Origin of the sequence: Mesorhizobium sp. M0816 (assembly GCF_040320005.1) — a bacterium.
In the GTDB taxonomy this organism is placed as follows: domain Bacteria; phylum Pseudomonadota; class Alphaproteobacteria; order Rhizobiales; family Rhizobiaceae; genus Mesorhizobium.
The window spans coordinates 306,187-330,881 of sequence record NZ_JAMYOT010000007.1 but is presented as its reverse complement, the minus strand read 5'-3'; the positions used below and the strand labels follow the sequence as shown (position 1 = coordinate 330,881).

The 24,695-nt window shown below is 62.6% G+C and carries 32 protein-coding genes and 1 pseudogene; 12 read left to right on the top strand and 21 right to left on the bottom strand.

The features are described 5' to 3' along the window. Positions 1-3 precede the first annotated feature (3 nt). The 11 genes and pseudogenes from NKI17_RS13845 to NKI17_RS13795 form a co-directional block, all read right to left on the bottom strand. On the bottom strand, positions 4-327 hold the full coding sequence (locus NKI17_RS13845; RefSeq protein WP_352906161.1) for a Bbp19 family protein: 324 nt from the start codon (positions 325-327) through the stop codon (positions 4-6). Continuing rightward, positions 324-2,066: a portal protein gene (locus tag NKI17_RS13840; RefSeq protein ID WP_352906159.1), complete on the bottom strand. Its 1,743-nt coding sequence runs from the start codon at positions 2,064-2,066 to the stop codon at positions 324-326. The genes NKI17_RS13845 and NKI17_RS13840 overlap by 4 nt, the downstream gene beginning before the upstream one ends. Before the next feature lie 182 nt (positions 2,067-2,248). Continuing rightward, positions 2,249-3,412 carry an acyltransferase family protein gene (locus NKI17_RS13835; RefSeq protein WP_352906157.1) on the bottom strand — a complete coding sequence of 388 codons (1,164 nt, stop codon included), beginning with the start codon at positions 3,410-3,412 and terminating at the stop codon, positions 2,249-2,251. A 409-nt stretch (positions 3,413-3,821) separates the two neighbouring features. Continuing rightward, positions 3,822-3,947 carry a hypothetical protein gene (locus NKI17_RS13830; RefSeq protein WP_352906155.1) on the bottom strand — a complete coding sequence of 42 codons (126 nt, stop codon included), beginning with the start codon at positions 3,945-3,947 and terminating at the stop codon, positions 3,822-3,824. Positions 3,948-3,951: 4 nt separating this feature from the next. Beyond that, a complete protein-coding gene (locus NKI17_RS13825) occupies positions 3,952-4,494 on the bottom strand; it encodes a hypothetical protein (protein WP_352906153.1) in 543 nt (180 codons plus the stop codon). A gap of 116 nt (positions 4,495-4,610) precedes the next feature. Then, complete coding sequence (locus NKI17_RS13820) at positions 4,611-5,702, bottom strand: methyltransferase (RefSeq protein ID WP_352724583.1); 1,092 nt, start codon at positions 5,700-5,702, stop codon at positions 4,611-4,613. Between the two features lie 82 nt (positions 5,703-5,784). After that, positions 5,785-6,540 (bottom strand): phage terminase large subunit family protein, encoded by a 756-nt coding sequence (locus NKI17_RS13815; protein WP_352906152.1) that lies wholly within the window; start codon positions 6,538-6,540, stop codon positions 5,785-5,787. A gap of 117 nt (positions 6,541-6,657) precedes the next feature. Then, positions 6,658-7,203, bottom strand: a complete 546-nt coding sequence (locus NKI17_RS13810) for a hypothetical protein (RefSeq protein ID WP_352571339.1) — start codon at positions 7,201-7,203, stop codon at positions 6,658-6,660. 684 nt (positions 7,204-7,887) lie between these two features. Further along, positions 7,888-8,505, bottom strand: a pseudogene (locus NKI17_RS13805) (terminase large subunit domain-containing protein); the annotation flags it as partial. Then, a complete protein-coding gene (locus NKI17_RS13800) occupies positions 8,483-8,887 on the bottom strand; it encodes a hypothetical protein (protein ID WP_352645407.1) in 405 nt (134 codons plus the stop codon). The pseudogene NKI17_RS13805 and the gene NKI17_RS13800, both read right to left, overlap by 23 nt. Before the next feature lie 3 nt (positions 8,888-8,890). Continuing rightward, positions 8,891-9,295: a hypothetical protein gene (locus NKI17_RS13795; RefSeq protein WP_352645409.1), complete on the bottom strand. Its 405-nt coding sequence runs from the start codon at positions 9,293-9,295 to the stop codon at positions 8,891-8,893. A 791-nt stretch (positions 9,296-10,086) separates the two neighbouring features. Here NKI17_RS13795 and NKI17_RS13790 point away from each other — a divergent pair. The 3 genes from NKI17_RS13790 to NKI17_RS13780 all read left to right on the top strand — a co-directional run bounded on the left by NKI17_RS13790 (position 10,087) and on the right by NKI17_RS13780 (position 11,783). Further along, positions 10,087-10,905 (top strand): class I SAM-dependent methyltransferase, encoded by an 819-nt coding sequence (locus NKI17_RS13790; protein ID WP_352645411.1) that lies wholly within the window; start codon positions 10,087-10,089, stop codon positions 10,903-10,905. A 285-nt stretch (positions 10,906-11,190) separates the two neighbouring features. Then, positions 11,191-11,403: a hypothetical protein gene (locus NKI17_RS13785; protein WP_352594205.1), complete on the top strand. Its 213-nt coding sequence runs from the start codon at positions 11,191-11,193 to the stop codon at positions 11,401-11,403. A 74-nt stretch (positions 11,404-11,477) separates the two neighbouring features. Then, entirely contained in the window at positions 11,478-11,783 is a 306-nt protein-coding gene (locus tag NKI17_RS13780; protein WP_023675713.1) for a hypothetical protein, read from the top strand. Between the two features lie 72 nt (positions 11,784-11,855). Here the strand turns inward: NKI17_RS13780 and NKI17_RS13775 are convergent, their stop codons facing one another. From NKI17_RS13775 to NKI17_RS13765, 3 genes are all read right to left on the bottom strand, one after another. Next, entirely contained in the window at positions 11,856-12,209 is a 354-nt protein-coding gene (locus NKI17_RS13775) for a hypothetical protein (protein WP_352465355.1), read from the bottom strand. A 299-nt stretch (positions 12,210-12,508) separates the two neighbouring features. Next, positions 12,509-12,940, bottom strand: a complete 432-nt coding sequence (locus tag NKI17_RS13770) for a DoxX family protein (protein WP_352594206.1) — start codon at positions 12,938-12,940, stop codon at positions 12,509-12,511. A gap of 268 nt (positions 12,941-13,208) precedes the next feature. Beyond that, positions 13,209-13,961, bottom strand: coding sequence for a tryptophan 2,3-dioxygenase family protein (locus NKI17_RS13765; protein WP_352472085.1), 753 nt, complete (start codon positions 13,959-13,961; stop codon positions 13,209-13,211). 154 nt (positions 13,962-14,115) lie between these two features. On the opposite strand from NKI17_RS13765, the gene NKI17_RS13760 reads away from it, so the two are divergent. Then, positions 14,116-14,592, top strand: a complete 477-nt coding sequence (locus tag NKI17_RS13760; RefSeq protein WP_352645413.1) for an Lrp/AsnC family transcriptional regulator — start codon at positions 14,116-14,118, stop codon at positions 14,590-14,592. Positions 14,593-14,597: 5 nt separating this feature from the next. Here NKI17_RS13760 and NKI17_RS13755 read toward each other — a convergent pair whose 3' ends face one another. Beyond that, complete coding sequence (locus NKI17_RS13755) at positions 14,598-15,071, bottom strand: Lrp/AsnC family transcriptional regulator (RefSeq protein WP_352453704.1); 474 nt, start codon at positions 15,069-15,071, stop codon at positions 14,598-14,600. 112 nt (positions 15,072-15,183) lie between these two features. Between NKI17_RS13755 and NKI17_RS13750 the strand changes: the two genes are divergently transcribed. Continuing rightward, positions 15,184-15,750, top strand: coding sequence for an RBBP9/YdeN family alpha/beta hydrolase (locus tag NKI17_RS13750; protein ID WP_352797870.1), 567 nt, complete (start codon positions 15,184-15,186; stop codon positions 15,748-15,750). 52 nt (positions 15,751-15,802) lie between these two features. Here NKI17_RS13750 and NKI17_RS13745 read toward each other — a convergent pair whose 3' ends face one another. After that, positions 15,803-16,762, bottom strand: a complete 960-nt coding sequence (locus NKI17_RS13745; protein ID WP_352906149.1) for a prohibitin family protein — start codon at positions 16,760-16,762, stop codon at positions 15,803-15,805. 113 nt (positions 16,763-16,875) lie between these two features. Beyond that, positions 16,876-17,055, bottom strand: a complete 180-nt coding sequence (locus NKI17_RS13740) for a hypothetical protein (RefSeq protein ID WP_352906147.1) — start codon at positions 17,053-17,055, stop codon at positions 16,876-16,878. Between NKI17_RS13740 and NKI17_RS13735 the strand changes: the two genes are divergently transcribed. The 5 genes from NKI17_RS13735 to NKI17_RS13715 all read left to right on the top strand — a co-directional run bounded on the left by NKI17_RS13735 (position 17,054) and on the right by NKI17_RS13715 (position 18,992). Beyond that, positions 17,054-17,431 (top strand): hypothetical protein, encoded by a 378-nt coding sequence (locus tag NKI17_RS13735; RefSeq protein WP_352906146.1) that lies wholly within the window; start codon positions 17,054-17,056, stop codon positions 17,429-17,431. The two genes, NKI17_RS13740 and NKI17_RS13735, sit on opposite strands and share 2 nt — an antisense overlap. Beyond that, positions 17,428-17,736, top strand: coding sequence for a hypothetical protein (locus NKI17_RS13730; protein ID WP_023675703.1), 309 nt, complete (start codon positions 17,428-17,430; stop codon positions 17,734-17,736). The genes NKI17_RS13735 and NKI17_RS13730 overlap by 4 nt, the downstream gene beginning before the upstream one ends. Positions 17,737-17,747: 11 nt before the next feature. Beyond that, the gene (locus NKI17_RS13725; protein ID WP_023675702.1) at positions 17,748-17,930 is read left to right on the top strand and encodes a DUF3606 domain-containing protein; all 183 of its coding nucleotides are present in this window, start codon (positions 17,748-17,750) and stop codon (positions 17,928-17,930) included. A 223-nt stretch (positions 17,931-18,153) separates the two neighbouring features. Then, entirely contained in the window at positions 18,154-18,336 is a 183-nt protein-coding gene (locus NKI17_RS13720; protein WP_245274654.1) for a hypothetical protein, read from the top strand. A gap of 44 nt (positions 18,337-18,380) precedes the next feature. Then, complete coding sequence (locus NKI17_RS13715; RefSeq protein ID WP_352906144.1) at positions 18,381-18,992, top strand: hypothetical protein; 612 nt, start codon at positions 18,381-18,383, stop codon at positions 18,990-18,992. A gap of 15 nt (positions 18,993-19,007) precedes the next feature. On the opposite strand, the gene NKI17_RS13710 is transcribed toward NKI17_RS13715, so the two are convergent. Next, positions 19,008-19,913, bottom strand: coding sequence for a S1C family serine protease (locus tag NKI17_RS13710; protein ID WP_023675699.1), 906 nt, complete (start codon positions 19,911-19,913; stop codon positions 19,008-19,010). 249 nt (positions 19,914-20,162) lie between these two features. Here NKI17_RS13710 and yghU point away from each other — a divergent pair, with 249 nt between their 5' ends. Continuing rightward, positions 20,163-21,050 carry a glutathione-dependent disulfide-bond oxidoreductase gene (yghU, locus tag NKI17_RS13705; protein WP_352638119.1) on the top strand — a complete coding sequence of 296 codons (888 nt, stop codon included), beginning with the start codon at positions 20,163-20,165 and terminating at the stop codon, positions 21,048-21,050. On the opposite strand, the gene NKI17_RS13700 is transcribed toward yghU, so the two are convergent. The 3 genes from NKI17_RS13700 to NKI17_RS13690 all read right to left on the bottom strand — a co-directional run bounded on the left by NKI17_RS13700 (position 21,047) and on the right by NKI17_RS13690 (position 23,748). Then, complete coding sequence (locus NKI17_RS13700; protein WP_352638117.1) at positions 21,047-21,751, bottom strand: hypothetical protein; 705 nt, start codon at positions 21,749-21,751, stop codon at positions 21,047-21,049. The two genes, yghU and NKI17_RS13700, sit on opposite strands and share 4 nt — an antisense overlap. A 428-nt stretch (positions 21,752-22,179) precedes the next feature. Then, complete coding sequence (locus tag NKI17_RS13695; protein ID WP_023675695.1) at positions 22,180-22,431, bottom strand: exopolysaccharide production repressor protein; 252 nt, start codon at positions 22,429-22,431, stop codon at positions 22,180-22,182. 150 nt (positions 22,432-22,581) lie between these two features. Next, on the bottom strand, positions 22,582-23,748 hold the full coding sequence (locus NKI17_RS13690) for a KamA family radical SAM protein (RefSeq protein ID WP_502894501.1): 1,167 nt from the start codon (positions 23,746-23,748) through the stop codon (positions 22,582-22,584). Between the two features lie 488 nt (positions 23,749-24,236). Here NKI17_RS13690 and NKI17_RS13685 point away from each other — a divergent pair, with 488 nt between their 5' ends. Then, positions 24,237-24,668: an SAM-dependent methyltransferase gene (locus NKI17_RS13685; RefSeq protein ID WP_352453694.1), complete on the top strand. Its 432-nt coding sequence runs from the start codon at positions 24,237-24,239 to the stop codon at positions 24,666-24,668. Positions 24,669-24,695 lie beyond the last annotated feature (27 nt).

Below are 24,695 nucleotides of genomic sequence, written 5' to 3'. Positions count from 1 at the left end.
ATCCTACCTCCCCTCCGCCCTCGCCGCCTTCTCCAGCGCCGCCAGCTGCGCCTCGTCCAGCGTCAGGAACCCCATAATGTGCTGCACCACTTCGGCCCGCGCATTGCTCAGCGCGCTGTGCAGCTCGAAGCCGTTCGGCGTTTTGGTCTTGGCCAGCCACTCGCTGTAGGATGGGCGGCGGTAATAGCCGGTTGCCGCCGTCAGATCGGCCAGCACCATTTCGCCGTCCTGGCCCGAGAACACCCTGAGATAGGCCTTGGCCAGGGCATCCCGCGCCTTGGCCGGGCCGCCGGCCTGGCTGGAATGGGCGAAGCGTTTGCCGCTCATGCGCCCTGCCCGCCCGAAGCATCTTGCGCAGCCTGCGGCATCAGTCCGCCGAGCCCGTCGAGCAGGCCGCCGTCGCGCGCCTGCACTGCCGCCGGCACGGCATCCCTGGCGACCTTGCCGGCGGCAGCCATCGCCGCCATGCCGGCCTGTTCAGCTTGAGCCTTGGCTCTGGCATCGCGGATGCCGGCCACCTCGTCCTGGCGGCGAAAAATGCGCTGCGGGCTGCGGCCGGCGCCCTGCACGATCTTCAGCGCCTCGTCGCCGTCGATATTGTCCATCACGCCGGGGTCGAACTGCGCCATCTGCATGGCTGTGGTGACCACCTGGATGGTGTCGCGCGCCTCGGCCGAGCGGCGCAGCACGTCGAGCGGACCGGTGAAGGTCGGCCGCAGCGCCTTGCCGGCGAGGCTCGCGGGTGGCAGGAAGCGGCTGTCTTCCTCGTAAAGTCCCTTGTCTTCCAGAATACCCAGCTCGCGGTCGAGATTGCTGGCAAAGCCGGCCTGGATGATCGAACCGGACGGCCCGAGCAGCGCGCCCTTCTCCTCCTGCCGGATCAAGGCTTCGGTCGCCGTCATCTGCGGGTTCTGCACCAGCGTCTGGAACAGGTTGACGAACATCATGTCGCGGATCTCCTCGGCCCGGCTGTCGGCATAATTGAACGCATAGGTCGGGTTCTGGCCGGTGGCGATCGGCGCGATCAGCGGCCGGCCGGCATCGTCGATGAGGCCGGGATAGTTCTCGCCGGGATTGAGCACCGGCACATAGTCGAGCCTGGCCTTGGAGGCGGTCGCCGGATCGGTGATCTGCTGCAGCGCGCGAAGGCCGGAGCGCCGCACGGCGTTCTCTTCGCGCACCGTCGTCAGTGCCTCGATGGTCGGCGAGATGCCGTAGGGATCGCCCTCGTAGCGGCGCCAGTTGAAGCACGACACCGGGAACGAGCGAAACCCGCTTTCCCTCACGATCGCCTCCTCGTCCTCGATCACATGATAGGACGCGAAGGCCGTGTCGAGATACTGGTAGGAGCCGCTCAGACTGTACATCTTGCGCTCGTCGCGCGGCTGGATGCACTGGATCAGCGAGATTTTTGTCTCGCATTTGGCGGGGTCGTCGACCAGGATTTTGATCCGCGCCGGCAGTCTGTCGTAGCCGAGCAGTTGCGCCGCCTGTCTTGCCGTGCGCTCGTAGCGGCGGTGGAAAATATCGACCTGGCCCCAGCGGTTGCGCGAGAGATAGCCCTCGACCACCGGGATCGAAGCATAGCGGATCAGCGTGCCGCCAAAACCTTCCTCGGCATAGAGATAGGCCGGGCCATAGCGCACGACATTGCGCAGGCAGGCCTGCGTTGCCGGCACGAAATTGGAATTGGCGGAATAGCGCAGCGAGAACAGGAAGTCGCGCAGCGCTTCCGCCCATTCCTTTTCCTCGTCGGTCTCCTCGTCGTTGATGGCTGCGGTCGACAACCCATGCCATTTCTCCGACTGCGGAATGATCAGGCTTTCCAGCCCCGCGGCCAGCCGGTTGGCGGCCGAGTTTATGGTGTTGGCGTAGACGCGCGCACCGCGCCGCTCCTGCCGCTCAGCCTGCGAATCGACGCCGGCCTGGCGGCGGCCACTCCACATATCGGGCGCGTCGGGATCGCAGAATTCGGACACCGCCTCCCAGACATGCTCATACTGGCTGCGCTCGCTCTCCAGTTCAGCCTGTCGCGACAGAATATCGCGAGCACGGGAATCGCTCATGGTCAGCCTCGCTTGATGAACTCAATGGGAAAAAGAAATGGCGGGCGCGCCGAAACCGCCGATCTCCCCCCTCGTGGGGGAGACGTCCGGCAGGACAGAGGGGGGTCGTCTCGCGTGGATCGGCGACCCCCTCTGTCGCCTTCGGCGACATCTCCCCCTCAAGGGGGGAGATTGGAAGCGCCTTATTCCGCCGGCGTCGTCTCCAGCGCGGCTTTGCGCCCAAAGCGCTGCACCACGAAGCGTCCCATCTTCTGGCCGGGTACTTCGATCAGCGTATAGGTGATCCAGGACAGCAGGCACACCACCGGCAAGACGACGACAACAACGATCGCGAAGCGCAGCGGCGCCGACAGCTCGTGGCCGAACTGGGTGATGACCAGAGCCGCCACCGGCTGGAGAACCAGCAGATGGATCAAATAGATGCTGAAGGAAAGCTCACCCATCAAATGAAAGAACCTGTTGGCGAGCATCATGGCGATCTTTCTGGCCACGATACCCGCCATTCCCGGCAGCATGCGGTAGAGAACCAGGGCAAAGAACCCCAGGACGAGCACTTCGCGCATCAACAGCTTACCCAGCCCATAGCCGCCGCCGAAGGGCAGCGCCGCCAGCAGCATGGCCAGTGCCAGATGCACGAAGGGCCGCTTCTGCCTTTGATGGACGACGCCCGCCAGCAGCATCCCGCACAGGAAAATCTGCATCTTCAACGGCAGGAACGACGGCATCGGAAAATGCACCGACAACTGCCCCATCAAGAACACCATCGCGCTGCCGATCGCCGCGGTCAGGATGGCCGCCCATAGCCAGTCAAGCCTGCGCACCAGCAGCATGATGGCCGGAAACAGTGCGTAGAACTGCATCTCCAGCCCGAGGCTCCAGTCGGGCAGCGGCGTGCGATAGGCGAAATTCGGCACCAGGCCGAACAGGAACAGCAGATGGGCGCCGATGTTTTTCAAGCCGCTGTCGAGATAACGCTCGGGCGCCTGCGGCGACCGCAGCAGGAACTCGTCGATGATCATTCGCGACCCGTAGAGATAGGGGCCGAGCGCCAGGGCAGCGAACAGCATGACGTAGAACAGCGGCGCTATCCTGAAATAGCGGCGGGTCCAGAATTTCAGCCAGGTTTCCGGCCTTTGCCAGGGCTCCTTGTCCTGGCGCAGCTGGTAGTGGAACACCATCAGGAAGCCGGACAGCATGATGAAGAGATCGACGCCGAGGTCCGGTTCGCCGAGGATAGGAATCTGCCAGCCGGTCAACAGCAGGCAGTGCCCGATGAGCACCCAGATCGCGGCAAGCGCCCGAAGCCCGTCCAGGCACTCGATGCGCGATGACCGGGCTTCTGTCATGCCGAACTCCTCGATTGCCATGTTGCAATGCAGCATGGCGGCTGAGGGAGGAATGTCAACCGTGCCGAAGGAACACGATTTGCGCAGGGTTGTTACGGAAAACGCGGAAGCTGCCTTGACCTTCTCCCCTTGTGGGAGAAGGTGGCCGAGCGAAGCTCGGTCGGATGAGGGGTGTTGGACCGATCGCTATTTTGCAGAGGTAAGCTCTTCAAATCGCTAAAGGTTTTTTCGCCTCATTCCTTCCAGCACCCCTCATCCGGCTCGGCGCTGCCGCACCGATCCACCTTCTCCCACAAGGGGAGAAGGAAGAGCCCTCATCCCGCCTCTCTTCTTCCCCAACCGCGCGTGCCGGCGCCAGTACCACCACGCCAGCACGCGGTTGCGGAACACTCTTCTCATGGCGCCAATGTCACACCCCCAGCAGCACGCGGCGCTGGCCGGTGAGCTCACTGGGCGACAAATCGGTCTTCACGGTTCCGGCGGTGCCATCATTGGCCGCAAGCTGGGCCCGCAAGGCGGCTTCGCGCGCCTGCACGTCCTTATCGGCAATGGTCGGTGTCGGCGGCAACGGCTTCAGCGCCGGCGGCTTTTGAAAAAGGCACATGGTTTTCTCCAAAGTGAGAGGCTCTTGTCCAGTCGTAGAGCAGAAAATCCTCGCCGTTCCGGCCATAGCCCGGCAGGCGGCAGCGTTGCGTCGCGCCCAGCCGGACAAGCCAGCGCAGCGCCAGTTGATTGGCCGCCAAGGCGCGGGCCTCGACACGCCAGGCGCCGCGCGCCGCAACTTCAGGCCCGAGCACGGCATGAAAGAATTCCGTAATGCCAGGCACGCAGCGCCTCATGCGGCGCGTGCCCCAGCTCCAGGCGATCCACAGCCCGCTGCGCTGCTCGGCAGCGCCGAAGCCGGCCTCCGGATTGCCGTCAAGCTCGGCGACATAGGCAAACCCCTGCAGCGCCGTGAGCGCCAGCAGCGCCGGCGACCACTCGTCGAACTGGCAGTCGATCTCGGCCCGGTCTTCGGGCCGCAGATTGGCGGCGATATAGGAGAGGTCGCGCAGCGTGGCGGGGATGATGCGGATTGTCATGCTCGGCGAACCTTACCGTCCACTGCGGCGCTAGAAGGCGGCGGTCGACCTTGCATGCGGTCCAGCATTTCAATCAGCCCGGCCTCGACCGAGCCAGCGAACTGGGTGCCAAGCCTCTATTTGTAAGCCACTGCTGCGCTTGCAGGTCCCGCCAACGGAATAATCTCGCAGCGACTAAACCCTGCCTCTTTGCACCACTCGGTGAACTGGGCGCCGGTGAAGTCAAACGCCTCGCCAAATTCGATCAGCATGTTCAGCGACATCATGAGACCGAAGCCGTTTTGCCTGCGTTCATCGTCGATGATGTTCTCGATGGCGACCAACGCGCCGCCGGTCGGCAATGCACGATAGGCCTTGGCGATCAGCATTTTCTTGTTCTCGAGATTCCAGTCGTGAAGGATCATTCCCATCGTGATGATGTCCGCCTTGGGGAATTCGTCCGCGAAGAAGTCGATCGTCTCGGCGATGACCCGGCCGCCGAGATTGCGCTCCCTCAAGCGCCGTTCGGCGATCGGCTGCACATCGGCGAGATCGCACGTCCGGCATTGCATGTGCGGATGCCGCGCCGCGACGATGGCCGAAAGCTGCCCGGTTGCGCCGCCTATATCGGCCAGCGTCTTATATTTGGAAAAGTCGAATTTCTCGGCAAACGCCGTGAAATTGCCCATGGAGATGCCGCTCATCGCGTCCATGAACTGCTCCAGGCGCGCCGGGTCCGCATAGAGCTCGCCGAACATCGACTTGCCTGTCTCCTTGATCTCGTTTTGAGGCTTTCCGGTTTGCAATGCCGGTGTGAGATCGCCCCAGAACCGATACAGTCGTGCGTTCGCCATCTCAAGGATTCCACCGATGTATTGGGGGCTCCGCTTGACCAGGAACAGCGCGGTCGATGGCGTATTGCCGTATTTGCCGGTTTCGCCGGCGCCGTCCCTCTGCAGCAATCCGAGCGCGACGAGGGTGTCGAGAAAATCATACGTTGCGCGCGGATGCAGCCCCATCGCGCCTTGCAGTTCGAGGCCCGTTTTGGGGCCGTCCGCAAGCAGCGAGAAGAGTCCCAGTTCCACGGCGCTCAACAATGTCTTGGCTGGCCAGAACCCAAAGCCAATTTGCAGTATGTGGTCTGGAGAAATTCCGTTTTGCATCTGATCCTCCCCTATCGGCGAATGCCCCCGTGAGGCCACGCCGATGCGTCCCTTGAGCGGGATCATTCGATGCTACACCACGTCCACGGACGTTCACTACAGTTTTCCAATCGGAGCCGGAGCGCATTGCCTCCCTCCCCGATTTTCCTCACCGAAACGCCCCCAGCGGATCGGCCTGCCCGGCCTTTCGCCGCGCGGCCTTGAACACCGCCGGGTCGACTGCCGCCTCCCTCAGCATCATCACGCCGTAGCGTGTCGCCGCCATCAAATCGTCGCGCAGCTTCACCACCTGGCCGTCCCTGCGGTGGTAGAGCCGGAATTCCTCGAACCAGGGCAAAAGCGTCGAGAACACCTTGAAGCGGCCTGATTGCATGCGGTCCAGCATGTCCATCAGCCCGGCCTCGACCGATACGGAACCGTCGGCGAACTGAGCATGGCTGGCGAGCATGTTCAGCCCACGTGCCGAATATTGCCTGGCAAGGGCGGTGCCGGCACCTTCCAGCGTCTCGCGGCGGCCGTCGCGCGGCCATGCCCATGGCAGCCATTCGCCCCACGGTTTCAGCGTCAGCGCCTGCATGGCGGGCGTCTGCTGCGAAGCGCGGCAGGCTTTCGTGACATAGACGACATCGGCCTCCGTATCCCAGGCAAGCTCGACCGCCGCCGAGGGATGGTCCCAGCCGAAATCGAGCGCGCCGAGCCTTGGCCAGTAGCGCGGCAGCGGGAACGGCTCGCAGGCGATCAGCTCCTCGCCCACCGGAAAGATGCGGCCGGAGCCGAGCACCGGAATGCCCTTGGCCCGCGCCTCGCGCTCATGCGCCGGATAGGCGGCAATGATCTCGGCGCGCTGCTGCGGCGTATAATGTTCGGCATCGTCGATGGTCATGAAGGTGACGTGACGGGTCATTGTTCTCACCCTCGCGGCAGTGAATCGTGGTGGCAGGTGCGCGCTCCAACGCCCCGCCTCGCAGCTCCGTTTGCATCGCTCGGAACACCTGCCACGGAGCCGGTCGAAAAGTCGGGATCAGATCGCCCGACGTTTGATGCGCATGACTTTCGGCGCCTGTGCATCCATGAACATGTAGCACCGGCCTAGCAGCGCCTTTTTGCCAAAATCATCGAATACGTTCTGCCCGAGCGGCGTGAACAACACCTCGTCGGTCGTCAGTCCGTCCTGGTGGCGAGCCTCGATCTCTGGCCAATGCGCCTTGGCAATGTCGGTCAGCACGACGTTGAAGGCAGGATGATTGTAACTGACCAACAAATTGCCATCGTCCATATCGGACGGTTTCATGTCCGGGTGGTAGTTGTAGATCTCGGCAAGCGTCTGGATGGCTGCCAAGGATGCAGCGCCATCGGAAAGACCAGCCTCCGTCAGCACACAGGTGCCGTTTTCAAGGATGGCAAAGTCACGCTCCTGGTTGAAGTAGTAGCCAAAGCGCTCCTCGATGCGATCGATGGGCTGCGAAAACGATGGCCGCCATTTCGGAACGGGAGGAAAAGTTGCTGACATGCCGACGTTGCCTTCTGGTGATACGACAATTGACGAAAGGCCGCCGATCAACACCATTCGTCTATTCATAGTTGTGATCTCCCGCCCAATGTAGCCAGTCTAGTTCCGGATCATGGCTTGGCAACCGCGCTGGTCATGAAGGGGACGTGGCGGCTCATGCGAGATACCTTGCTGGAGCAAAACCGGGACGGCGCGCGACGAACACAGGCGGGCCGGCTAATGGCCCTGAAGTATCTTGATCAACTTACTTTCGTAGGTAGGTCGCGACAATCCATTTTTGTAATCCGCATACGTCATTCGTCCGCTCATCGCCGCATCAGTCCAGCGTTTGCAGTACACCTCTGGCAACGCTTCAACACTTGTGTTTATTATTCTAGCCCATTGTTTGCGGTAAGCTAGTGGCTTTGCCCCCAATCCCACCGCACACTGAGTCATAAAATCCTTTTTGAAAGCTGGACTTCTTTGTATTCCAGCGTTGATTGTGTTGAACCGGCTCTCAGTCACTACGCATCCTGAAAGCATTATTGCACCGATCACGACTAGCGACCGATAGTGATTTCCCACTGCCCACCCCTCCGTTACGGCTCTCATCCTCCGTCCAAATAACTACAATTTTGCTGCAAGAGAAGTGCTCCACACTTATTCCGTGCGCCACAGTCAGCTGGGATAATGATTGCGCCGGGCTGGCTTATTCAGCCGATTGCTTCCCCTTTCACCAATGAACTCGACCTGCTCAGCCGACAAGAACAGCAGCACCACATCGCTCATGCCGAGCAACGGCGTGAAGGTGACGATGGTGATGCCGCCGGTGGCGTTGGTACGGGTCAGCCCTTCGGAATAGATGTCGAGCGGCGGCTCCTCGTCGAACCAGACGCCGTGCAGCGTCTCGCCCTGCCATTTCTCGCGACCCTTCTCGTAGCTTTTGAACGACAGCACCGATTCGTCGGCCTGGGCATCGCCGCCGCCGCCCCAGCGCACCACGACGCTGTCGAGCGCGCCCGGCGCCCGCCCCGCCATCGTGCTGACGATGGCGTCGGCCGGGATCATGCCGGTGCCCCAGGCCGCCTGCTGCTGCGGCGGGCCGATCAGGATGCGCTGCGGGTTGTCGCGCGTGCTTTCGCCGGTGACGCCGGCCGCCCACATCCGAACCGGACAGTCGAAAACCTTGCCTTGCCACCAATCTGGATAGCGGCCGGTGAGGTGCATCGCCCATTCGGCGCCGCCGGCCCTGGTCTTGCCGAGCTGGTTGCCGGCCATGAACAGGCGCTCGCGATTGGTCGCGCCGGCTGCATGGAACTCGGCCTGCCTGGGATAGGGCCGATAGGCGGCAAGCTGGTTAGTGCGGCGCCTGCGGTCCAGCTCCGCCAGCAGGCTGAGATATTCTGTCCTTGCCGCCCGGGTCTGCGAGGCCTTTTGCGAAGCCCGGCTTCTCGAGGAACGGCCTAAGGACGGCTTCGAGGCCGCGGATGCGCTGCCTGATTTCGTCATCGCTCAATGCATCCAGATTGTTGATGTTGACATTAAGATCCTTGGGCAGCACCGACAGCACGAGCTTCAGATACTGATCGGGCTTTTCGACGCGCACCTCGGCGATGACGCCGGCGCCATGGGCGCGAAAATCGGCGCGGATCGCTTCGAGAAAGCCGTCGGCCAGCGTCTTCTTCGGCCGCCTGGTTCGGCCGAGCTTGCCGGGTGCTTGATCGTGCGGCTGCGGATCGCCGGCGGAAGGAGCCTTGGCCATGCCCTACTCCGCTGTCCCGGGGGACATCGGCTTCTTGTTGCCTGGCCGCACGATGCGCTTGCGCGGCCTGGCCTTCTTGCCGGCGCGTGCCGACTTCGGCTTCCGCGGCTGGCTTGCCGGTTTCGCATCAGTCGTCGTGCCGGGCCTCATCGCAGCGGCGTCGGGCAAGGCATTCAGCCTTGCCCTGAGAATTGCCACCGCGTTGCCGTCGAGTGCTCCCGACGGGAAGCCGAAGCCGCCGACCGCATCGACGCTACCGCCGCGCACCATGCCGATCCGCACGCCGGCGGCCACCTGCTCGAAGCGGCCATGGCGTGCATAGGGTGCGGCGCCGGCGAACTCGCCAATAGCGCTGACGACCTCGCGGCCGTCATCGTCGGTGATGATCGTGGCGTAACGGTTGGACATGGGGTGTTCTCTGAAATGGGCGCACGGGCGCGTTGGGAAATCTATGGACGATAGGTGGTTGCGGACCGGGATAGTCGGTCGCGTTCATTCGCGCCGACATGCCTCGGCAGCACACGCAACATTCGGTCGAACAGGAGCCCGAAATGAAAAACCCGCCTCGGCGGGCGGGTCGTTGGAGCCAATTGGCACCATACCCAAATTAGTAGCATAGCTGCCGGCACAAAGCAAGAACAAAATGTGGCACGGCGGCAGAAAAATGCGAATTCCGTTCAGCGCCTCGCCTTGTCCGCCTCCCGATTAACGTTCCAAGAAGACCGCTAGGCTGCATTCCTTCGCGCCCCTCTCTGTCCTGCCGGACATCTCCCCACTTGGGGGGAGATCGGCTTTCGCGCCGGCTTTCGCCAATCTCCAGCGTTGCAGGAAGAGCGCAGCGCCGAAACCGCCAATCTCCCCACGTGAGGGGGAGATGGCCGGCAGGCCAGAGGGGGGTACTGTCCCGGGCGCCGTCCCGCCGACTTCACAGCCGGCAACACAAGCAACGTTCGATCGAAAAGAGGCCTGAATGAAAAACCCGCCTCGGCGGGCGGGTCGTTGGAGCCAATTAGCACCATACGCAAATTAGTAGCATAGCTGCCGGCACAAAGCAAGAACAAAATGTGGCGCGGTGGAAGAAAATGCACTGACGACCTCGCACCCTCGTCGGTGAACGGCTGGAAGGAGGGGCGAAAAAGGCGGGCATTGCGTGAGACTTGCGTTGATGGGATGGTGGTTGCGCTTGAGGGGAACGCGTCATGGGCAATGTCACCAGTCACTACGGCAGCGACGGCATCGTCGATCGCATATTGGCCGCGATCCCGGACGCCGACCCGGCCGGAAAACTCGCGGCCGCGCAACTCTATCCATTCGATCAGCTCCATGGCCGCGAACTGATCGCCACGCGGGAGCATGCGGCCCGTCTTGCTCCTTCGCCGACAGATCGGATCCTGGATATCGGCAGTGGCATTGGCGGGCCGGCAAGGTTTCTGGCCTCGACCTATGGCTGCCAGGTCGACGGCATCGACCTGACACCAGCCTTTGTCGCCGCGTCGAGCCGACTGACCGCACTCAGCGGACTGGCAGACAAGATTCGCTTCCATCAGGCCGACGCAACGAAACTGCCTTTTGGCGACAGCACCTTCGATGCGGCGATCTGCTTCTATGTCGGCATGAACATCGAGAACAAGGCCGCGGTCATCGACGAGGCCTGGCGCGTGCTGAAACCGCGAGGCAGGCTGATCTGGACCGAAGCCGTGCTCGCCGGCGGCGAGCCCTACTATCCCATGCCCTGGGCGGTTTCTGCGGCGACCAGCCACCTCGCCGATCGGGAAAAATTGAAAACCCTGTTTGTCGATGCCGGATTTCGCATCGACGAAATCGTCGACGAAACCGGCGAACATGTTGAGCTGGCGCTGAAGAGGGCCAATTCCGGCGTCGTGCCCTCGCCGGCGCAGCAGCAGGCAAATGAAGTCGTCATGGGCGCGGAATTCCTGCAGCGCCGCCGCAACTACATTCGAAGCCTGAGTGACGGAAAACTCGCCTCGCTCGCCGTGATCGTCTCCAAACCGGCCTGAAACAAAAAACCCGCCTCGGCGGGCGGGTCGTTGGAGCCAATTGGCACCATACCCAAATTAGTAGCATAGCTGCCGGCACAAAGCAAGAACAAAATTCACCTGAGACGCGAAAAAATGTGAGAATACCCCTCGCCTGCTCGCTTTGGTGGCGCCGCGCGGACCATTTTGAATTCGGCCTCGTTCCTTCGACCGGCAATAGAAATTTTGCCCAGAACCGCTTGTTGCATAGTCAATTCAATGCTTTGCTGCACGCGTTGGTTGAGGACGTGGAATCAAGGTGTCGACATGGAAGACGGTTCGAGCTCTCTGCTCGGCATTATTATCAGCTGGCTCCCGATGGTTCTGATGCTCGGGGTGTTCGGATATTTCGTCATGAAACTGGTGCGCGTTCAGCGCGGGTCAGTCGCGGCTCTCGAGATCATTGCGCAGAAGCTGAGCGACATCGATGCTCGCCTGGCCAAGAACCCTGCAGAGCCATCGCCACCCGACCGGTCGTAGACTGCCCCGCTGTCCCACACTGGATCGCAACACGCGCTGGCGCGTTTGAACCCTAGCCAATGGGAGCAAAAGCCATGAACGTCGCCAATCTGCAACTCGAAGGCCTGCTGATGGCCATCGCATCGATCAATCAGGTCCTGGTCCGCAAAGGCGTGCTCTCCGTCGAGGAGATAGACATCGCCTTGCGCAAGGCCGAAGCCAGCGAGACCAACGAGGAAAGGTCCGAAGGCATGTCGGCGTCGAGCCGCGACGCCGTCAACTTCCCGATCCGACTGCTGGAGTTGGCCAATCAATGTCAGCCGGAGACGGACATGCCGTCCTTTTCGAAACTGGCGCGCATGGTCGGTCAGATCAAGGAACCTTACAACGACCAGATGTGACACCGCGATCGGAGCTGACGCGGCGATACCAGCTTTGCCGCGCCGGGGCGGCAAGACTGCTGGCGGCGCCTGCTAGCGGCCCTGCAGGATCTTGATCAACTTGCTGCTGTCGGCCCCCGGCGAGGAAAGCCTGCGGTAGTCCGCGTAAGTCAGCCTGCCATTTGCAACGGCATTAAAGAGCCGGTTACAAAAGGCGCTGTCGTATTTTGCGACACTGACATTCATGATTGCTGCGTAAGTCTTTCTTTCGTTGAGCGGCGTGGATCTCTCGCGTGCAATGCATTCATTGATCGCCACGCGCTTGGTGACAGGGCTGCCTTCAAGCGTGGTATGCATCGTGTTGAATTCGCCTTCGGTCAAGGTAGTGCAGCCGGCAAGCAGAGACGTGCCGATCATGGCGGCAGCAAAACGCGTGGCGATGTTCATGAATTCCCCCTCAAGACCCGTGTCTTGCTTAGCCCGCCGAAAGTTGGAAGTACAGAGGGAATGCAGGCGCATCTACAAAAAGCATAAACCTCGAACGCTCGTACTTTAGCTGTCGCTTTTATTGCGCGCGACCTGCGGATGGCCGGAATGACGGTACCCGGCCGCTCTCGATCGTCACGACGATGCTGGTGCGGATCGTGCTGCCGATCTGGCCCTGGTCGCGGTCATAGACCCGACCGCCATTGTCGCAGCCACCCTTCTGAGCGCCTTTACGAGAACGCCGCCTCCGAGATTGGGGATCACCCCCTGCCAAGCCTCAGCGCCAGGACCCTGCCCGGCCCGTGCACGGCGGCAAACAGCAGCCCGGCCAGGAAAGTGAAGTGATCGACGAAGAAGCCGAACTCCGCCTGGTTGCCGGCCCAGTGCGACGGCCCGTGGAAGGCAAAGCCGAGGAACAGCACATAGGCGCCGGCGACGAGTGCTGCCCATGAGAAGAAGGCGCCGGTCAGGAAGCATAGAACGAGGACGACCTCGAGCAGGGCTGCGCACCAGGCCAGGAACAGCGGGAACGGAAACCCGGCCGCCGCGATATAGCCGGCGGTGGCGCCGATATCGATGAATTTGAAAATCACGGCCATCAGGAAGACGGCGGCGAAGATCAGGCGGGCGATAAGGATTGCCGCGGTCTGCCACGGCGACTGAACGGATGATTGAGCGGTTTCCAAGGTCATGATGTCCTCCCAAGAGTTACGATGGTTGTGCCCCAAGGACGCACCACCAGCCGCAAGCCCGACATCATCCCCCGAAAAACCTGCAGGATACAAGCGCGGCACCAAAGTGGCGCCTTCCCTTCTCCCCTTGTGGGAGAAGGTGTCGCCGAAGGCGACGGATGAGGGGTGCTCCAGCTTGGCGCCGGCGGCACTCCGTCCAACACTCCTCATCCGTCTCGGCGCTGCGCGCCGATCCACCTTCTCCCACAAGGGGAGAAGGAAGGTTGTACTACCCCACCTTGACCCCCGGCTTGCTGATCGGCTCCCGTACCGTTCCATACTGGCTGCCCCAGCGGTCGGTCATCGCCCAGCGTATGTCCCAGAGTTCCGGGAAGAAGCGGTGGCGGGCGCCGGCTTCCAGCAATTCGACCGGCCGGCCCTTCAGCGATTTCGCGCCGAGGCCGATCGTGCGGTGGATGAGATAGAGGTGGTTGGCGCGGAATTTCTGGAACAGCTCGTCGAACTCGATCAGCGCTTCGGCAACGACATAGCTGTCGCCGTGATCGTAGCCGGTATCGTAGACATCCTCGACCGAAAGGCCGCGGTCGTCGAGGTACGACGCCTTGAAGGCCCGCCACAGATCGGGCGGCAGGCGCAGCAGCTGCTTGAAACCCGGCGATTCCTGGCCGCTGCCATTGCCGAGCTGCAGCCGGATCTGCTGGTACTCCTTGGGCGACATGGTTTCGAGCAGGTCGAGCTGCGCCGTCATCAGCCGCATCAGCCGATGCACGCGCCCCATCAGCGTGACGATGCGATGCGTGTCCTGCTTTTCCAGGAAATCGACGACATCGACCAGCGTATAGGCGATGAGCTTCATCCACAGCTCCTCGACCTGATGAACGATCTGGAACTGCAGCTCGTCGGCATTCACCATCTCGGCCAGCGGCTTCTGGCAGGCAAGCAGCCTGTCGCATTTGAGGTAGACGCCATAGTCGCGCATCTCAGGCGTTTCGATGCGGGCGTAGTAATCCTGCTTGTCCATGGCCATGCTCCTTGCCGCGGCCGTTGGGCCGCAGGCGTTTGTTGGATCCCAGCCCGAGTCTAATCGCTTTCTTGCCGAACATTGTCCCTTTCTGTTATTCGAGTGGCGGGAAACGAAGGACGAAAATTGCCGCTGAAGCAGATTGGAAGAACGAATGATGCTGGATGCGGTCGACCGGAAGATCATAGCTGCGCTCGAACGCGAGGCCCGCATCTCCTTTGCCGCGCTCGCCGATGAGGTCGGCTTGAGCAAGACGCCGTGCTGGAAGCGGGTCAAGGCGCTGGAGGACGCCGGCGTCATCCGCGGCTACTCGACCCGGATCGACCCGGCCAAGCTCGGCTTCGGCATCGAAGCCTTCATCCAGGTGTCGATCGATTTCGAACTGTCGGACGCCTTCGAGGCGGCGGTCAAAAAGCATCCGCTGATCCGCCGCTGCCACGCCACGACTGGCGAGGCCGACTATCTCCTGCAGATCGTCACCGTCGACATGATGGCGCTCGACAGGATGCTGCGCGAGGAGCTCAGCCGGCTGCCCGGCGTGCGGCGCACGATCACCTCGATGGCGATGCGCGAGATCAAGGGCGGCATCTCGTTCGCCAATGCCGTCGGGCATACGCAGACCAAGCGATAGACCGGTCAGGCCCTGGTCATCAATTCGCGTCCCAGCCGCTTCGGTTGCTCGGCGCGCAGAACCACATTTGTCGTCACCGTGCCGTAGTGGCCGATGCTGTCGACTATGCTTTCAAGATCGGGCGGTGACGGGACCACGACCTTGACCAGAAAACAATCCTCGCCGGTCACCCGCAGCACCTCGACCACCTCCGGCAATTGGGCGAACTTCTTCAGGCAGGCCTGGATATGCTCATGCGTGGTGCGCAGGCGGATGACCGCCATGGTGCCGAGCCCGAGCGCTGCCGAATTGATCACCGCCTTGTAACCGGTGATGACGCCGCGCTCCTCCAGCCGCTTCACCCGTTCCGAGGTGGCCGGCTGGGACAGTCCGACGCGGCGGCCAAGCTCGGAGATGCCGATGCGGCCATCCTCTTGCATGATCTCAATGATCGCCAGATCGGTGGGATCGAGCCTTGGCCGATAATCGCCGTTCCGCATGATCGCCCTTTAATCCATCGGATTTCGTCGCTGCTTTCCGATGATCTCGCATTCCGCCACCTGGGAGAAGACCTAGAATTGCACGCGCTGCATCAGGAAAGAAGGGCTTCGCATGACCGACTTCATCATTGTGCCGGGCATCGGCGGATCGGGCAAAGCCCACTGGCAGACACGTTGGCAGCAGGCAAACCCGGCGATGCGGCGGTTCAACCCGGCGAGTTGGGACGTGCCGGACCTCGACGACTGGGTGGCTGCGCTGGAAACCGCTGTATGCCAGGCAAGGACACCGCCGGTGCTCGTCGCCCACAGCCTCGGCTGTCTGCTCGTCGTACACTGGCAGCGGATCTCCCCCCGCTCTATCGGCGGCGCGTTGCTGGTCGCGGTTCCGGACCCTGCGTCGCCGGCCTTCCCCTCCTCCGCCCGGACCTTCGCCGACGCACCGCAACAACGGCTTCGCTTTCCGTCGCTGATTGTCGCCAGCGCCAACGATCCCTACGGCTCGCTGGACTATGCCAGGGCGAAATCCGAGCGATGGGGCAGCGATCTCCATATCGCCGGACCGCTTGGCCATATCAATGGCGACAGCGGGCTCGGCGACTGGCCGGCGGGAATGGAGCTGCTGACAGCTTTTCTAAGTCAAACGCAGGCAATCGCCCGAGGCGCCGTGCTTCAGCCGTAACCGCACCAGGACGGCTATCGCGCCGCCGTCCTGATCTGGTTTGCGCCGTGCCTCAGTTCGATGCTGCGGCAGGCGTGCTGAGTTCGAGGAACGGTACGGTCGAGCCCGGGATCATCGACTTCGGCAATTCGCCGTTCCATCTCTCCGCCTTGGTCAGTTCGACCAGCAGCGGATTGTTGGCGATTGCGGCGGCGCGAGCCTTGATGGCGCCCGCGGTCGCATCGCCTTCGACCCTGGTCTTGTAGGCGCTGGCCTCGGCTTCGGCCTTGACGCTGTCGGCGCGGCCCTTGGCCTGGGTGACCGCGATATCGGCCTTGATCTTTTCCTGCTGCAGGTTCTGTTCCTGCTTCTGCACCTCGACCTGCGCCGTCATCCTGGCTTCGACCGCCTGCTCGTAGGCGTCGGAGAAATCGATGTTCTCGACCTGCACGCTGTCGATCATCACCGGGCCGTCGGTTACCGCCGCGATGGCCTCGGCGACGTCCTTGTTGAACTTCGCCCGGTTCTGGATAACCGACACCGCGTCGTACTGGCCGAACACCGTCTTGATCTCCTGCGGTGCTTTCCTGGCAATGACACGGTCGGCCAGTGCCTCGATCGATCCATAATTGGTGTAGACGTTGCTGACTTCGGCGGCCGGCACGTGGAAGTTGACGGTGACGCGCATGTCGGCCGGCTGCTGGTCGCGCGAATAGGCTTGCATGGCGGGCAGGCCGCTGCAATCGTTCTGGTTCTCGCAGCCCCATTTGAGCACCTGCTGGCGCAGGCTGATCTTCTCGACACGCTGTAACCACGGCAGCTTGAAATGCAGTCCGGGATCAACGACCGAACTTAGCGCTCCGTTGGTCAAGAGCACGCCGCGGTCGCCCTGGTCGATCGTGTACCAGGACCCCAGTAGCGCAAAGACGCCGAGCGCCACGATGACGAGTGCGATCAGGCCGGAACCGATCGACCCCGATGCCATCCCCGGCTTGCCCTGCGGACGGCTTGAATTGCCTTGCGTTTCGGTCATCACCCCACCCCAACCTGATTGCCCGTGCTGCTTTTGCCCACAATAGTGGCGGCATTGCAATCCTCTGGACATGGAAGGACCTTCGCGCCAGCCGGCCGGACCGGCGGGGTGGTTCAGGCCGGCTGGCGGATTTCCCCTCCAGCCGCAGCGCCAGGCTGGTAGGCGTTGCCTGGCGTGTCCTTCTGCCGTTCGGCATCGCTTTTGCGCTTTGGGCAATCCTCGTAATTGTGGTCGCGCCCGCCGCAGTAGGAGCAGCATTGTGCCGGCGCGTCGGAGCGAAGCATCGTTGGCATGCACAAGAATGCACGAAACCCGACAGATTGCGAAGGCTTGCGCACCGGCAAGGTCGATTTCGCCACGGAACCGCTGCCGCCGAATGAAAGTTATCTGCTCATTGCAACCGGAGCACAGGACATGGCCGACGACCAGAACCGCTACGAGACCGGCGCGAGGAAATATCCGGCAAAGACGAGCCCCGACGCGGCCGACGAATTTTCGCAGGATGCGGCCGGCAACAAGCCACCTCCCGGCGGCATGGGATTGACCAGGCCGGCTGACGATTTCGACGACAGGACCCGGCATTCGGAGGGCCAGAACCCGCCGCGCGCAGCGATCCGGCCAGACGGCAAGGCCACCGCCAAGAAGCCCGGCAAGGACGCAAGACGATGAACGTCGCCAATCTCCAGCTCGAAGGATTGATGATGGCGATCGCGGCCGTCAACAACGCGCTGGTCCACAAGGGCCTGCTGTCGGTCGACGAGGTCGACATGGCGTTGCGCCGGGCCGAGGCGGCGATGACCAGCGACGAGCGTCTCTATGAAGACATGTCGCCATCCAACCGCGACGCCGTCTGCTTTCCGCTCAGGCTGCTGCAGGCGGCCAACAATGCCCAGGGTGAAACCGGCGTACCGTCCTTCGCCGAACTGGCCAGGATGGTCGGCCGGACCAAGGAGCCCTATAACGACCAGATGTGATGGAGGACGCCATGGCCGACGACAAATCCAAGACCAAGCAGGATCGCAAACTGGTCTCAGGCGAAGAGCCTTACGAGGTCGCTGCCTTTGCCCGCAAATACGGCATACCGCAAAGCGAGGCCGCGACCATCATCAAGCGTTACGGCCCCTCGAGGAGGAAGCTCGACGCGCATATGGCGAGCCGCAACGCCTGATCCAATTCTGGCGGCGGCCGCCGTTCACGCCGGAAGCGTCCCTGCCCTGCCGCCTTGTCGAGAGTATCGGCACCGTCAGCCGTGACCTGTCGGGTTCGCCCCTGTGGGGATTCAACGCCTGGTTTTGACAGCCGCGGAATACTCGCGCGGCGCAACAACTCATTTACCTCGACGCTGTACCAGTCCGGTGAGCAAAGCCGGGGGTCGGATGCAGGAACAATTATTGCGCTACGAATGTGTCATGGAGCCGAACGGCCGTTGGATGGTGTGGGACATCGTTCACGATCTGCCGGCGCAATTTTCGGAAATCGCGCTGATCGGCCTGAGCCGTCGTGAAGCGGTTTCGCTCTGCCGGCTGCTCAACGAGACGAGCCGTTCCGAGACGCGGCAGAGCCGGGCCTCCTGAGAAGCGCGTGCGTCTCAGGCCTGCCCAGGCTAAGAGGATTTTACATGCGATCGACAATATTCGGTCTGGTCCTGCTGCTGCCGGCCGCCGCCCTGGCGGAGCCGATCGAGACCCAGAAGATCATCACGGCGGCGACCGGCGACTGGAACGGCGACGGCGCCGCCGATCTGGCGATGATCGTCGAGACCGAGCCCGGCTCTCCCATGGACCTGTATTTTTTCCTCAAAGATCGCGATGGCGATTTTCTAAAACCTGCCGGGATCGTGCATGATCAGATTGACGGGGAATGGAAGGATTACGACCGGCCGGGCCCCGCCACATCCGACACCGAGCCCGAACTCACTGCGCTCCCCAACGGTTCGATCAAGCTCTATATTCCGGCGATGGAGATCGGCAGCGAGCGGACCAACAAGACGCTGACGCTCGCCTGGCGCAACGGCACGTTCGTCGTCGCCGGTTTCGCCTACGAGTATTGGGACTACATGGACGACAATGTTGCCGGCGCCTGCGACTACAATGTGCTGACCGGCAAGGGCAACAGCAGCAAGAAGCTGGCGGACGGCACCACCAGGCAAGCGACCGTATCGGTCGAAGGCAAGGTCATCCCATTCGCGGAGTGGACCCCGGGCACTGGCTTCAGCGCTTGCGGAGAGTGAGAGGTTTCGGTTGCCTCACTGCAGCGGCGGCTTCCACAGCAGGCTGTTGCGATCGGCGGACTTGACGCGCAGCCAGGTTTCGCGGCCATCGCGCAGCACCCGGAGCGGGATCTCGGCACCGGCCGGGCCGCTCTTCCAAAGCTTGCGATAAAAATCGGCAAGCCCATCGACCGCCGTGTCGCGGACATCCGAGATGACATCGCCTTGGCGAAGGCCCGCCTGGGCGGCCGGACCGCCCTCGGCGACGCTCATCACCACGACCTTGCCGTCGCTCTCGGCCGAGAAGGCGCCGAGCCACGGCCGCGGCGGCCTGGCGACCTGCCCGCGCGTCAGCAGATCGTCGAGGATGGGCGGCAGAAGATCGATCGGCACCACCATGTTGATGTCGGCGACCTCGCCGTTGCGGCTCATCTGCAGGCGCAGCGAACCGATGCCGAGCAGCCTGCCATCCGCGCCGATGAGGCCGGCGCCGCCCCATGAGGGGTGAGCCGGCGCCGTGAAGATCGCCTCGTCGAGCAGATATTCCCAATAGCCGGCGAATTCCTGCTTGGTGACGATCCGCGCCCGCACGGAGCGGCCGACGCCGTCGGCGAGCACGACGGGATCGCCGATCTTGGCCCTGGAGGCATCGCCGAGCGCAATGGCGGGCAGCCCGAGCGGCGCCAGCGCCTGCACCAGGCCGAAGCCCGACTCCTGGTCGTAGGCGAGCGCATGGGCGGGAACCACGCGCCCGTCCTGGTCGGCCAGCCAGACCTCCTCGGCCTCAGTGATGAGATAGCCGATGGTGAGTACCAGCCCGTCGCCGCGGATGACCACGCCACTGCCCTCGCGGCGGGTGCCAAGTGTATTTGCCGTGAAGGCGTCCTCTGGCACGGTGGCGCGGACGGCCACGATGGATCGCAAAAGGGGTTCGATATTCATGCTTTGGTTCCTGGCAATGTTCGCAGGCTGATATGGGCTATAGGTATGGCGCAGGTGATCAGGCGCAAGAGGTGGCGCCGGCTTTGGCGTGGACCGGCGCCGCGCCGTTCGCGCCGGGGTTTTGCATCAGCGCCGGCAGCCCTATCTGTACCTACGGCTATCCCAAGCTGCCCTATGCAAAGTTCCTCCGCCATCACCCACGTTGACATCTGATATCCTCCCAACCCAACCCTTCCAAAGGCCTCCCAAATGAACGACTACGCAACGGACCAATACACGCCGCCAAAAGTCTGGACCTGGAACAAGGCAAATGGCGGCGCTTTCGCCAGCATCAACCGGCCGACCGCCGGCCCGACGCATGACAAGAAACTGCCGGTCGGCAAGCATCCGCTGCAGCTTTATTCGCTGGCGACACCGAACGGCGTCAAGGTGACGATCATGCTGGAGGAACTTCTGGCGCTCGGCCACAGCGGCGCCGAATACGACGCCTGGCTTATCAGGATCAACGACGGCGACCAGTTCGGCAGCGGCTTCGTCGAGGTCAACCCCAACTCGAAGATCCCGGCCATGATGGATCGCAGTGGGAAAAAGCCGGTCCGCATCTTCGAATCCGGCTCGATCCTGCTCTACCTCGCCGAAAAATTCGGCGAATTCCTGCCGACGGAGCAGCCGGCTCGCGCCGAGACCCTGTCATGGCTGTTCTGGCAGATGGGCTCGGCGCCCTATCTCGGTGGCGGATTCGGCCATTTCTACGCCTATGCGCCGACGAAGATCGAATATGCCATCGACCGCTTCGCCATGGAAACCAAGCGGCAGATGGATGTGCTCGACCGACGCCTCGCCGAAAGCGAGTATTTAGGCGGCAGCGACTATACGATTGCCGACATTGCGGTGTGGCCCTGGTATGGCGGGCTGGCCAAGGGCCGTATGTATGACGATTCCGGCGAGTTCCTGCAGGTGGAGCAGTACAAGAACGTGCAGCGCTGGGCCGACGCCATCGACGCGCGGCCGGCGGTCAAGCGCGGCCGCATGGTCAACCGCACCTTCGGCGAGCCTTCGAGGCAGCTGCACGAGCGCCATGACGCCAGCGATTTCGAGACCAAGACGCAAGACAAGCTCGCGGCGGCCAAAAGCTAAGCGGATGACGCGCCGATCTCCCGCCTTGTAGGGGAGATCGGCAGCTTCGGCCGACTGCTCAAGCTCGCCTTCACCGCCGCCATCCACAGCCGGTCGATGTTGGCCAGGAATTTCTCGTCGAGTTTGTCGAGGTGCTTCCAGTACATGCCGTCCTCGAAGAGATAGCCGAGTTCCTTCTCGATCCTGTCGGCCTCCTCCGCCTGATCGAGCCGCAGGCCGGCAAGCATCTGCGCCTTCATTTCCGATATTCGCGAGGGAGAAAGCGCGCCGAGTTCATCGAGCGTCAGCCGCGGGAAGACCAGCCGGCTGCGCGGCAGGTCGGATAGGTTGACGCACAGGCAGCCGCGCCGAAGCGCATGGATGAGCAGGCGGGCCGACTTCGCCTCGAGGTTGCGCAGGGTGACGTCGTTGCGCAGCGGATCGGCGCGGCCGACGCCGTAAAAATGCGTGTTGCCGGGCTGGTCGTAGATCATGTCGCAGCCAAGGAATGCCAGCACGTCCGGCTTCTGACTGTGGATCGTCCAGTAGGCCGCCGTCATCGACATGGTGCCGCCGGCATAGACGAAGCCGCCAAAGCTGTTTTGCGCCGGCACGTAATGCGAGGCGCTGAAGATCTGCGCCTGCTGCAGGGGACCGCCTTGCGGCATCCGCTCCGCCGGGAAATCGCCGGCATGGACGAGGAAATCCCAGTCGGGGCGCACGCGCCAGGCGTTGTTGATGGCGACGATCTTGCCGAAGGCCTGCTTGGGTCAGGCGGCGCAGCGCACGACATCGGGGGCGCTACCGATCAGCAAGATCACATTCGGCGTTCCGTCGATCACCACAACCCTCTCGACCGGCCGAAATGCATCTCGATGCCGCCCGGTTGAACGGCTTTATAGCCTCAACGGCCCATCGAAAACACCAGCCGGATTTAAGCTGGCATCAACAAAAGGGAGCTTGCCAGCCGGTTGTAAAATGTGGCCTTAGGCACTGTCGTACAAACAGCAGGCAGGTTTTCCCACTAGCCCAAAAACGACGATATGAGTTGGGCGATATATATTAGTTGACTAAACTAGCGGAACGTCCAATGCACATTCCCAGAACCGAACATGTCCTGTCTAGACCATGATATCTATATGGGACATTACTACATAAGCTGAACGCGACCTCGACGGTTCGGCGGCACAGCCCTCAGACGCCGCGGCTTTGCCTCCGCGCTTTTCGCCCCGGATCCGTAGATCAACCGGACGACGAATAGGAAATATCCAACCTGCATGACGATCAAGGTCAAGATCGTCCAGGCCAGCGTCTTCCAGATTGAACCCGTCGCAAGGTAAGTCGAGATCGCCACGATGGACGATGTGGTGGTCAGCCCCACCAGGAACTGTGGAAAGTTCATGACTTTTCTGCGCCGCCCCGAAACTCGCTATAGCCGGGACGAACTCCCCTAACCCATTACCCCGGACCAACGTTTTCACTATTTCAGCAATTGCGCAAGCACCAAATAGAACAGCAGTTAACGCATGCTTCCGTGATCAAGGGCTGCATGTCAGGTCACCAAGGTGGGCTGGCTTGGACGGCGGCTGCGCGTCCCTCCCTCCCCAACCAGCTCTCCATAACCCCTCACCGCCCCATCAAGCCCACGTATTCGCCACGTCTCCCCTTCCCGTGCCTCAAGATGGGACGGGCCGAGCGGGACTTTCCCTCCGCCGTCCGGCAGGTCCAGCACGTAGACGGGATTGCAGATGCCCGACAGGCGCGCACGCAAGGCGCTGACCAGCGCCTGGCCCTCGGCGATCGTGGTGCGCCGGTGCGCCATGCCGCGCACGAGATCGCCGTGGTGCAGATAATAGGGTTTGACGCCAAGGCGATACATCAGCTCGCGGCACAGCTCTTCCAGCACCTCGACCGTATCGTTCACGCCTTTCAGCAGAACGCTCTGGTTCAGCAGCACGAAGCCGCCCTGCCGCAACGTGCGGCAGGCCCGCTCGGTCGCCTCCGTGATTTCGCGTGGATGGTTGAAATGGGTGACGACAGTGACCATCAGCCGGCCCTGCAAGGCTTGAATCAACCCGCCGGTGACGCGCGACGGCAGCGCGACGGGTACGCGAGTGTGGATGCGCAACAGCCGCACATGCTGGATCGCCTCGACACGGGCGCGGGTTTCCGCCAGCGCCCTATCCGGCAGCGATAGCGGGTCGCCGCCGGTCAGGATCACCTCGCGGATTTCCGGATGGACCGCGATATAGGCGAAGGCTTCGTCGAGAGCTTCGCGCGTATAACCGCGGCCGATCGACGTCAGCTGCTCCTTGCGAAAGCAGAACCGGCAATAGACCGCGCATTGATAGGTCGGGAACAACAGAACCCGGTCGGCATGTCGATGCGTCAATCTAGGCACGGGACTGAAGGCGTGGTCGGCGATCGGATCGTCGAGTTCGCCCTCCTGCTCTGCCAGTTCGTCGGGCGACGGGATGACCTGAAGCCGTATCGGATCGGCGGGGTCGTTCCAGTCGATCAGGTCTAGATAGGCCTTGGGAATGCGAACCTTGTGGCGCGTGGCCGCGGCTTCGGCCGCCGCCCGCTCGGCTGGCGACAGCGGCAGCGAATCCAGATCGCCTACATGCCGCACGCCCTCGCGAACATCGTCCCGCCATGCGGCATCCGCCTCGCGAGCGCGCCGGTCATCGGCTGCCACGCCGGCCGCATCGAGCGCCATGCTGGCGTCGGGGATGTCGGGATGTGAGGTCATCGCAGGCTCCTTGAATTTCGGGCCGGGGTACAGCATTGGAGCCAGGACTTGAAGGCAATAAGCGGTGTTTGGCCGGGTTGGAGGGCGCGGCAGGAAGCCACAACCGGCCATTGATCAGAACAATCGTCCAACATCGCTGACGCAAAACATTAGCTTGCTCTTATATTAGCTTGAGCGTATACACATAAACGGCCGGTGATCTACCCCCCAACCGGTTAGGCTCGGCGCCAGTTCCCTCCCTACCCCTCAGGTCAACGACGCCGGGCCGCTCGGGCCCGCCCGGTCGCCCGCGGTCGAGACCGGATCGACCTCTTCGATGTCGATCATGCCCCTGCTCAAGCAGCACCCAACTGAACATACCAGCTGAACACATCGGCGATGCCCGCGTCTGTCGGCCTTCCCGTCGCCGGCCGCGGTCGCTAATCTCGGATTGCGAAAAAGCTGGAGAAGAGCGTATGGCGAACGACTTGTCGCCAAGGCTTTTGGAGATCGTCAATGCGCTGCCCTTGCGGCAGGGCATGCGAGTGCTGGAGATCGGCTGCGGACCGGGTGCTGCAGCGCGCGAGATCGCGCGCCGGATCGGCGGTGGGCACGTGCTGGCGATCGACCGCTCGGCCAAGGCCATCGCGCAGGCCGGGGCCGCCTCGCGCGCCGAGATTGCGGCAGGCCGGCTGAGCCTTCGCCAGGTCGCCATCGAGGATTTCGAGTTGGAAGCCGATGAGAAGCACTTCGACATTGCCGTTGCGGTGCGCGTCGGCGCGCTGGACGGGCGTCATCCCGAAGCAGGAAAAATTGCCCTGCGACGGCTCAAGGCGGCGTTGACCGCGCAAGGCCGGCTGTTCATCGACGGCGGCGATCCGCTGCGCGAAATTGCGATACATGGCTGAGCACCTCGTGCTTGGCTTCCGGAATCG

Excerpts from the sequence above, each read along its gene's own strand:
- NKI17_RS13845 (WP_352906161.1), bottom strand. The coding sequence starts at position 327 with ATGAGCGGCAAACGCTTCGCCCATTCCAGCCAGGCCGGCGGCCCGGCC.
- NKI17_RS13840 (WP_352906159.1), bottom strand. The coding sequence starts at position 2,066 with ATGAGCGATTCCCGTGCTCGCGATATTCTGTCGCGACAGGCTGAACTG.
- NKI17_RS13835 (WP_352906157.1), bottom strand. The coding sequence starts at position 3,412 with ATGACAGAAGCCCGGTCATCGCGCATCGAGTGCCTGGACGGGCTTCGG.
- NKI17_RS13825 (WP_352906153.1), bottom strand. The coding sequence starts at position 4,494 with ATGACAATCCGCATCATCCCCGCCACGCTGCGCGACCTCTCCTATATC.
- NKI17_RS13820 (WP_352724583.1), bottom strand. The coding sequence starts at position 5,702 with ATGATCCCGCTCAAGGGACGCATCGGCGTGGCCTCACGGGGGCATTCG.
- NKI17_RS13815 (WP_352906152.1), bottom strand. The coding sequence starts at position 6,540 with ATGACCCGTCACGTCACCTTCATGACCATCGACGATGCCGAACATTAT.
- NKI17_RS13810 (WP_352571339.1), bottom strand. The coding sequence starts at position 7,203 with ATGGTGTTGATCGGCGGCCTTTCGTCAATTGTCGTATCACCAGAAGGC.
- NKI17_RS13800 (WP_352645407.1), bottom strand. The coding sequence starts at position 8,887 with ATGGCCAAGGCTCCTTCCGCCGGCGATCCGCAGCCGCACGATCAAGCA.
- NKI17_RS13795 (WP_352645409.1), bottom strand. The coding sequence starts at position 9,295 with ATGTCCAACCGTTACGCCACGATCATCACCGACGATGACGGCCGCGAG.
- NKI17_RS13790 (WP_352645411.1), top strand. The coding sequence starts at position 10,087 with ATGGGCAATGTCACCAGTCACTACGGCAGCGACGGCATCGTCGATCGC.
- NKI17_RS13785 (WP_352594205.1), top strand. The coding sequence starts at position 11,191 with ATGGAAGACGGTTCGAGCTCTCTGCTCGGCATTATTATCAGCTGGCTC.
- NKI17_RS13780 (WP_023675713.1), top strand. The coding sequence starts at position 11,478 with ATGAACGTCGCCAATCTGCAACTCGAAGGCCTGCTGATGGCCATCGCA.
- NKI17_RS13775 (WP_352465355.1), bottom strand. The coding sequence starts at position 12,209 with ATGAACATCGCCACGCGTTTTGCTGCCGCCATGATCGGCACGTCTCTG.
- NKI17_RS13770 (WP_352594206.1), bottom strand. The coding sequence starts at position 12,940 with ATGACCTTGGAAACCGCTCAATCATCCGTTCAGTCGCCGTGGCAGACC.
- NKI17_RS13765 (WP_352472085.1), bottom strand. The coding sequence starts at position 13,961 with ATGGACAAGCAGGATTACTACGCCCGCATCGAAACGCCTGAGATGCGC.
- NKI17_RS13760 (WP_352645413.1), top strand. The coding sequence starts at position 14,116 with ATGATGCTGGATGCGGTCGACCGGAAGATCATAGCTGCGCTCGAACGC.
- NKI17_RS13755 (WP_352453704.1), bottom strand. The coding sequence starts at position 15,071 with ATGCGGAACGGCGATTATCGGCCAAGGCTCGATCCCACCGATCTGGCG.
- NKI17_RS13750 (WP_352797870.1), top strand. The coding sequence starts at position 15,184 with ATGACCGACTTCATCATTGTGCCGGGCATCGGCGGATCGGGCAAAGCC.
- NKI17_RS13745 (WP_352906149.1), bottom strand. The coding sequence starts at position 16,762 with ATGACCGAAACGCAAGGCAATTCAAGCCGTCCGCAGGGCAAGCCGGGG.
- NKI17_RS13735 (WP_352906146.1), top strand. The coding sequence starts at position 17,054 with ATGCACAAGAATGCACGAAACCCGACAGATTGCGAAGGCTTGCGCACC.
- NKI17_RS13740 (WP_352906147.1), bottom strand. The coding sequence starts at position 17,055 with ATGCCAACGATGCTTCGCTCCGACGCGCCGGCACAATGCTGCTCCTAC.
- NKI17_RS13730 (WP_023675703.1), top strand. The coding sequence starts at position 17,428 with ATGAACGTCGCCAATCTCCAGCTCGAAGGATTGATGATGGCGATCGCG.
- NKI17_RS13725 (WP_023675702.1), top strand. The coding sequence starts at position 17,748 with ATGGCCGACGACAAATCCAAGACCAAGCAGGATCGCAAACTGGTCTCA.
- NKI17_RS13715 (WP_352906144.1), top strand. The coding sequence starts at position 18,381 with ATGCGATCGACAATATTCGGTCTGGTCCTGCTGCTGCCGGCCGCCGCC.
- NKI17_RS13710 (WP_023675699.1), bottom strand. The coding sequence starts at position 19,913 with ATGAATATCGAACCCCTTTTGCGATCCATCGTGGCCGTCCGCGCCACC.
- yghU (WP_352638119.1), top strand. The coding sequence starts at position 20,163 with ATGAACGACTACGCAACGGACCAATACACGCCGCCAAAAGTCTGGACC.
- NKI17_RS13695 (WP_023675695.1), bottom strand. The coding sequence starts at position 22,431 with ATGAACTTTCCACAGTTCCTGGTGGGGCTGACCACCACATCGTCCATC.
- NKI17_RS13690 (WP_502894501.1), bottom strand. The coding sequence starts at position 23,748 with ATGGCGCTCGATGCGGCCGGCGTGGCAGCCGATGACCGGCGCGCTCGC.
- NKI17_RS13685 (WP_352453694.1), top strand. The coding sequence starts at position 24,237 with ATGGCGAACGACTTGTCGCCAAGGCTTTTGGAGATCGTCAATGCGCTG.